Origin of the sequence: Micromonospora deserti, assembly GCF_003236335.1 — a bacterium.
Lineage (GTDB): Bacteria > Actinomycetota > Actinomycetes > Mycobacteriales > Micromonosporaceae > Micromonospora > Micromonospora deserti.
This window is the reverse complement of record NZ_POUB01000305.1, coordinates 1-6,603: the sequence shown is the minus strand read 5'-3', so window position 1 is coordinate 6,603 and position 6,603 is coordinate 1. Positions and strand designations below refer to the sequence as shown.

Annotated in this window: 10 protein-coding genes and 1 riboswitch; of the genes, 9 read left to right on the top strand and 1 reads right to left on the bottom strand. The window is 73.2% G+C overall.

All coding sequences use genetic code 11. The features are described 5' to 3' along the window. From C1I99_RS27660 to C1I99_RS34270, 7 genes are all read left to right on the top strand, one after another. Positions 1-515, top strand: a 515-nt coding sequence (locus tag C1I99_RS27660) for a MerR family transcriptional regulator (RefSeq protein ID WP_111137146.1), incomplete at its 5' end; no start/stop codon positions are given. A gap of 259 nt (positions 516-774) precedes the next feature. After that, the gene (locus C1I99_RS27655) at positions 775-1,215 is read left to right on the top strand and encodes a group I truncated hemoglobin (protein ID WP_233512755.1); all 441 of its coding nucleotides are present in this window, start codon (positions 775-777) and stop codon (positions 1,213-1,215) included. 3 nt (positions 1,216-1,218) lie between these two features. Further along, a complete protein-coding gene (locus C1I99_RS34290) occupies positions 1,219-1,884 on the top strand; it encodes a globin domain-containing protein (protein WP_233512754.1) in 666 nt (221 codons plus the stop codon). Beyond that, positions 1,823-2,077, top strand: a complete 255-nt coding sequence (locus C1I99_RS34285) for a ferredoxin reductase domain-containing protein (protein WP_233512753.1) — start codon at positions 1,823-1,825, stop codon at positions 2,075-2,077. The genes C1I99_RS34290 and C1I99_RS34285 overlap by 62 nt, the downstream gene beginning before the upstream one ends. Further along, complete coding sequence (locus C1I99_RS34280; protein WP_233512752.1) at positions 2,007-2,270, top strand: hypothetical protein; 264 nt, start codon at positions 2,007-2,009, stop codon at positions 2,268-2,270. Before C1I99_RS34285 ends, C1I99_RS34280 begins: the two co-directional genes overlap by 71 nt. A gap of 71 nt (positions 2,271-2,341) precedes the next feature. Further along, positions 2,342-2,479 carry a hypothetical protein gene (locus tag C1I99_RS34275; protein ID WP_233512751.1) on the top strand — a complete coding sequence of 46 codons (138 nt, stop codon included), beginning with the start codon at positions 2,342-2,344 and terminating at the stop codon, positions 2,477-2,479. After that, positions 2,479-2,622 (top strand): hypothetical protein, encoded by a 144-nt coding sequence (locus C1I99_RS34270; protein WP_233512750.1) that lies wholly within the window; start codon positions 2,479-2,481, stop codon positions 2,620-2,622. Before C1I99_RS34275 ends, C1I99_RS34270 begins: the two co-directional genes overlap by 1 nt. A 46-nt stretch (positions 2,623-2,668) precedes the next feature. Here the strand turns inward: C1I99_RS34270 and C1I99_RS27640 are convergent, their stop codons facing one another. Beyond that, positions 2,669-3,328, bottom strand: a complete 660-nt coding sequence (locus C1I99_RS27640; protein WP_111137144.1) for an NAD(P)H-binding protein — start codon at positions 3,326-3,328, stop codon at positions 2,669-2,671. A 78-nt stretch (positions 3,329-3,406) separates the two neighbouring features. On the opposite strand from C1I99_RS27640, the gene C1I99_RS27635 reads away from it, so the two are divergent. Both C1I99_RS27635 and gcvP read left to right on the top strand, forming a co-directional pair. Further along, complete coding sequence (locus C1I99_RS27635) at positions 3,407-4,303, top strand: NAD-dependent protein deacetylase (protein WP_111137143.1); 897 nt, start codon at positions 3,407-3,409, stop codon at positions 4,301-4,303. Between the two features lie 86 nt (positions 4,304-4,389). Then, a riboswitch (glycine riboswitch) is annotated at positions 4,390-4,486 on the top strand. Positions 4,487-4,559: 73 nt separating this feature from the next. Then, the coding region (gcvP, locus tag C1I99_RS27630; protein WP_111137142.1) for an aminomethyl-transferring glycine dehydrogenase at positions 4,560-6,603 on the top strand (2,044 nt) is incomplete at its 3' end.

Here is a 6,603-nt window from a genome sequence, read left to right as displayed (position 1 = left end):
ACGGTGACGACGCTGTGGGGTACCGGGGTGTGACGGCCTGCCACGCGGTGGGGATCTCCTACCGGCAGTTGGATTACTGGGCGCGGACGTCGCTGGTGGTGCCGAGCGTGCGGGACGCGTCGGGTTCGGGGACGCAGCGGTTGTACTCGTTCCGGGACCTGGTGGTGCTGAAGGTGGTGAAGCGGCTGCTGGACGCCGGGGTGTCGTTGCAGAACATCCGTAAGGCGATCGAGGCGCTGCGGTCCCGTGGGGTGGAGGACCTGGCGGGCATCACGTTGATCTCCGACGGCACGACGGTGTACGAGTGCCGGTCGCCGGAGGAGGTGGTCGACCTGTTGCAGGGTGGCCAGGGGGTGTTCGGCATTGCGATCGGTGGGGCGTTCAAGGAGATCCAGGGGTCGCTGTCGCATCTGCCGGCGGAGCCGGCGGTGGTGTCGGGTCAGGAGCCGGCGGCGGCCGTGGATCCGGTGGGTGACGAGTTGGCGGCGCGGCGGGCGCGGCGTCGGGCCGGCTGAGCGGCGGCGTGACTGACGCCGACCGTCGAGAAGCGGTCGGGGTCGGCGACCATGGCGTGCCGGGGCGGTGGCCGTGAACGGCTGCGGTGGTGCCGTTGCCCTTGGTGGAGCTTGCTTCCGCTCGGCTGGTGACGCTCGGTGATGGACTGTGTCGGGATTCCGATTGCGCGGGCACGACTGGAGCCGCGCGACACGCTACGGTCCGACACGCGGTCCCCCTGGTGTCCCGGCGGGTCGGACGTCGCGCGCCAGCCGACCGTTGCCTCTCCGCGCCGACCCCTCCAGGTTCGGAAGGAACGACCGTGACGGTTACCGAAGAGAGCACCCCATCTCGCACTACGAGCGCATCGGTGGCGCCGGTTCGGTCAAGGCGGCCGTCGAGCTGTTCTACGACAAGGTGCTCGCCGGTCCGAAACTCGCCGGCTACCTCAGCGATGTGGACATGGTGAGCCAGCGCCGGCATCTGGCACTAATGCTGACGGTGGTGCTCGGCGGCCCGAACGAGTACGCCGGCCGTGGCCTCGCCGAGGCGCATCAACCGTTGGGCATTCCGCTGGCGCACTACGCCAAGGTGGGGGAGTACCTGGCGGTGACGCTGGCCGAGCTGGGTGCCCCGGCCGAGGTCATCGGCGACGTGCAGGCGGTGCTGGCGCAGGTGCAGGACCAGGTGGTGGCCGGCGGGAATCCGACGGACGCCTGAGCGGTGGACGTCGCCCGGCTCAAGCAGAGCTGGTCCCTGGTCGTCGCGCACGGCGACCAGGTGCCGCTCTACTTCTATTCCACGCTGTTCCTGGCCCATCCCGAGACCCGGCAGATGTTCCCGACGAACCTGGCCGGTCAGCGGGACCGGCTGGTCACCGCGCTCGGGCACATCGTGTCGAACGTGGACCAGGTGGACCGGCTCGTCGGGTTCCTGCGGGACCTCGGCGCGGACCACCGCAAGTTCGCGGTGCGCCCCGAGCACTACCCCGCCGTTGGGGAGGCCCTGATGGCGACGCTGCAGCATTTCCTCGGCGACCAGTGGACCGAGGAGTTGGCCCAGGACTGGGCCGGCGCGTACGGGCTGGTGTCGCAGGTGATGATCGAGGCCGCGCAGGCCGCCGAGGCGGTGCACCCGCCGTGGTGGGTGGCGGAGATCGTGGGTCATGAGCGGCGGGCGTTCGACGTGGCGGTGCTGACGCTGCGGCCGCAGTACCTGCTGCCGTTCACCCCGGGGCAGTCGATCGGGGTGTCCCACCCGGCGGTGCGGTTGGCGGTACTACTCGCCGGCGAACGCGCCGCGCGCGGACGGCACGCTGGAGCTGCACGTGCGGGCCGCGCCGGGTGGCGCGGTCTCCTCCCGGCTGGTGTACGGATGGGCGGTCGGTGACCAGATCCACCTGGCGGCGCCGGTGGGTGACCGGCTCACCCTGTGGTCGGCGGGGTCGGCGGATCTGCTGCTGCTGGCCGGCGGCACTGGCTGGGCGTCGGTGAAGGCTCTCGTCGAGCAGGGTGGCCGGTACCGACCTGCACCGGCCGGGGGAGTTCGTGCACCCGGTGGACCGGGCGCTGGCCGATGGTGACTGGCGGTCCCGGCATGTGTTCGTGTGCGGCTCCGACCAGATGGTGTCGTACTCGGTGGGGGCGCTGACCCGCGCCGGTTACCACGCCGGTCAGCTGCACCACGAGGGGCTGGGTGCGCACTGGTACGGCCCGGCCTGGCGGACGGCGGTGGAGCAGTCGGCCGCGCCTGACAATTCCGGAGGTGCCCGGTGAGCGCGAACAGTGAGCTTGCGAGCCCCGCAGCCGCGAACGAAAGGCGAGCCCGGTGAGCGCGAGGAGTGAGCTTGAGCTACGTGCGGGCGGCGGCGGAGGTGGCGCGGCAGGAGGCGGAGCTGGTGGTGCAGGACTACCGCGCCGCGGCCGGGTCGAACTTCGACGACGGGTGGCCGGCCGGGAGGCGCTGCGGATCTACGGCGAGATGATGATCTCGCACATGCAGGCGGCGGCGCGGCACCTCGATGACGGCAGTGAGCACCTGGCCCGCACGATGCAGCGGCTGGTCCAGGGGATCGCCCCGCCTGCCGCCGCGGCGGGGCAGGGCGCGCTGCCCCGTCATCAGCACTGACGTTGCCGTCGCGGGCCGGCCACCGGGTGCGTGGGGCCGGCCCGGGTCAGCCCGTGGCGGCGGTGGCGACGGCGTCGGTGATCGGGGTGTTGCCGCCGACCAGTTCCAGGACCAGCCCGGCGGTGCGGGGTTCGTGGAGCAGGGCGACGAGGACGCGGGCGACGTCGGCGCGGGTGACCGCGCCGCGGGTTACCTGCCGGTCGAGGGTGATCCGCCCGGTGGGTGCGTCGTCGGTGAGCCGGCCGGGCCGCAGTACGGTCCAGTCCAGGTCCCGGCCGGTCAGGTCGTCCTCGGCGGCTTTCTTCGCCCGCAGGTACGCCGCCCACACCTCGTCGGTGCCGGGTGCGGGTGGGCGGTCCACGCCCAGCGAGGAGACGAGCAGGTAGCGGCGGACGCCGGCGAGTTCGGCGGCGTCGGCGAGCAGCACTGCGGCGGCCCGGTCGACGGTGTCCTTGCGGGCGGCGCCGCTGCCAGCGCCGGCGCCGGCGGCGAAGACCACCGCGTCCGCGCCGCCGACGTGCCCGGCGAGGTCGGCGACGCCGACCCGCTCCAGGTCGGCCACGACCGGGTGGGCGCCCGCGGCGGTCAGCGCGGCGGCGTGGTCGGGGTTGCGGATCAGGCCGACGGCGTTGTCGCCGCGCCCGGCGAGTTCACGTTCCAGCAGGCGGGCGATCTTGCCGTGGCCTCCGGCGATGACGACACGCATACCGCCAACCTAGCGGCCGGACCCGGGGCGGCTCCGGCCCCCGGCGCACCTCGGCGCGGCGGCGGCCGGTGAGGCAGCATTGGTGAGGTGACGGAGACGGTGGACGCGCTGGCGGGGCTGGTGGCCGCCGGTGGGGTCGTGGTACTGAGCGGGGCGGGGCTGTCCACCGAGTCGGGCATCCCGGACTACCGGGGGTCCAGCGGCGCGGCTCGCCGGCACACCCCGATGACCTGGCAGACCTTCACGGAGGACGCGCACGCGCGGCGCCGCTACTGGGCGCGCAGCCACCTGGGGTGGCGGCTGATCGCCCGGGCCGCGCCGAACGACGGACACCGGGCGGTGGCCCGGCTGCAGCACGCCGGCCTGGTCGACGGGATCATCACGCAGAACGTCGACGGGCTGCACACCGCCGCCGGCAGCGCCGACGTGGTGGAGCTGCACGGGCGGCTCGACGAGGTGGTCTGCCTCGACTGCGGTAACCGGACCTCCCGGGAGGAGTTGGACCGGCGGCTGCGTGAGGCGAATCCGGGCTTCGACGCGGGGGTCGCCGCGGTGAACCCCGACGGTGACGTGGATCTCGCCGATGCCGAGGTGGCCGCGTTCCGCACCGTCGACTGCACGTTCTGCGGCACGGGCATGCTCAAGCCGGACGTGGTGTTCTTCGGTGAGACGGTGCCCGCGGCGAGGGTGGCGCGCTGTTTCGACCTGGTGCAGCGGGCCCGGCTGCTGCTGGTGCTCGGGTCGTCGTTGACGGTGATGTCGGGGCGGCGGTTCGTGCTGCGGGCGGTAAAGCTGGGCATCCCGGTGGCGATCGTCAACCAGGGGGCGACGCGCGGCGACGGGTACGCCGCGGTGACTGTCGACGCGCCGCTGGGCCGGCTGCTGCCGCATCTGGCGGACCGGGCGGTGGCCGCGGCGGCGCGGACTTCGGGCGTGGGGGCCGTATCGGCGGGGATGAGTCCGGCCGGCCGGTAGGGCCGTCTCACCTGCGCCGGCCGGCTGGCGGCAGGGGTGGGACATCCGGCGGAAACCCGTCCGCTGGTAGCGTTGACCATGCCGGTACCACCCACGTGGGAGAGACCGCCCGGCGTACCCGGGCGGCGCCGAAGGGGCAGATTCTCCCCGGAACCTCTCAGGCAAAAGGACCACGTGGGCAGGCACTGTGGAGCGCCCGCGGGCGCGACTCAGGGGGAGGCCGACCCGTCGACCTCGCCCCCCGGAGGCGCAGCCCATGACCGCAGAGCAGTTCGCCGACCGCCACATCGGCCCCGACCCGGCTGGCGAGCGCCGGATGCTGGAGACCGTCGGCTACGGCTCGATTGACGAGCTGATGGACGCCGCGATCCCCGAGGTGATCCGTTGGCACGGCACCCTGGACCTGCCCGAGCCGGCCAGCGAGCACGACGCCCTGGCCGAGTTGCGTGCTCTGGCCGGCCGCAACACCGTCGCCGTGTCCATGATCGGCCTGGGCTACCACGGCACGCACACCCCGGCGGTGATCCGCCGCAACGTGCTGGAGAACCCGGCCTGGTACACCGCGTACACGCCGTACCAGCCGGAGATCAGCCAGGGCCGGCTGGAGGCGCTGCTGAACTTCCAGACCATGGTCTGCGACCTGACCGGGCTGGCCACGGCGAACGCTTCGATGCTCGACGAGGGCACCGCGGCGGCCGAGGCGATGACCCTCGCCCGCCGCGCGTCCAGGAGCAGGAGCCAGGTGTACGTCGTCGACGCGGACACCCTGCCGCAGACCATCGCGGTGATCACCAGCCGGGCCGAGCCGCTCGGTATCGACGTGCGGGTGCTCGACGTGACGCGCGACGACCTGCCGGGGGAGTTCTTCGGCCTGCACCTGCAGTACCCGGGCGCCTCGGGGACGGTGCGTGATGACAGCGGCCTGGTCGAGGCCGCGCACGCCGCCGGGGCGCTGGTCACCGTCGCGGCGGACCTGCTGGCGTTGACCCTGCTGCGCCCGCCCGGGGAGGTCGGCGCGGACATCGCCGCCGGCACCACCCAGCGGTTCGGCGTGCCGATGGGCTTCGGCGGGCCGCACGCCGGCTACCTGGCGGTTCGGGAGGGCCTGGAGCGGATGCTGCCCGGGCGTCTGGTCGGGGTGTCCCGCGACGCCGACGGCAACCCGGCGTACCGGCTGGCGTTGCAGACCCGCGAGCAGCACATCCGGCGGGAGAAGGCGACCAGCAACATCTGCACCGCGCAGGTGCTGCTGGCGGTGATCGCCGGCATGTACGCCGTCTACCACGGCCCGGACGGGCTGCGCGCGATCGCGGCGCGTACCCATGGCATGGCGGCGCGGCTCGCGGCCGGGCTGCGCGCCGGTGGCGTCGCGGTCGCGGACGTGGCGTTCTTCGACACCGTCACCGCGACGGTGCCGGGCCGGGCGGCCCAGGTGGTCGCGGCGGCGGGGCGGCGAGGGGTGAACCTGCGGCTGGTCGACGCCGACCGGGTCGGGATCTCCTGCGACGAGACCACCACCGGGGCGCATCTGGAGGCGGTGTGGGCGGCGTTCGGGGTGGCCGGGGTCACCGGCGACGTTGACGCGTCGGTTCCCGCGGTGCTTTCCCGCAGGTCGGACTTCCTCACCCACCCGGTGTTCCGCACCCACCACTCCGAGACGGCGATGTTGCGCTACCTGCGCCGGCTGTCGGATTTCGACTACGCCCTGGACCGGGGGATGATCCCGCTCGGGTCGTGCACGATGAAGCTGAACGCGACCACCGAGATGGAGCCGGTCAGCTGGGCGGAGTTCGCGCACATCCACCCGTTCGCGCCGGCCGAGCAGACCGCCGGCTACCGGGAGATGATCGCCCAGCTGGAGGGGTGGCTGGCGGAGTTGACCGGCTACGACGCGGTCAGCGTGCAGCCCAACGCCGGCTCGCAGGGGGAGTTGGCGGGATTGCTGGCCATCCGGGCGTGGCACCGCAGCCGCGGTGAGGGGCACCGTGACGTGTGCCTGATCCCGTCGTCGGCGCACGGCACCAACGCGGCCAGCGCGGTGATGGCCGGCATGCGGGTGGTGGTGGTCGGCTGCGACGCCGACGGCAACGTCGACCCGGTCGACCTCGACGCGAAGATCGACAAGCACCGGACCGCGCTGGCCGCGATCATGGTGACGTACCCGTCGACGCACGGAGATGATCGCCCAGCTGGAGGGGTGGCTGGCGGAGTTGACCGGCTACGACGCGGTCAGCGTGCAGCCCAACGCCGGCTCGCAGGGGGAGTTGGCGGGATTGCTGGCCATCCGGGCGTGGCACCGC

Coding starts and splice junctions, on each gene's coding strand:
- C1I99_RS34270 (WP_233512750.1), top strand. CDS start 2,479: ATGATCTCGCACATGCAGGCGGCGGCGCGGCACCTCGATGACGGCAGT.
- C1I99_RS27640 (WP_111137144.1), bottom strand. CDS start 3,328: ATGCGTGTCGTCATCGCCGGAGGCCACGGCAAGATCGCCCGCCTGCTG.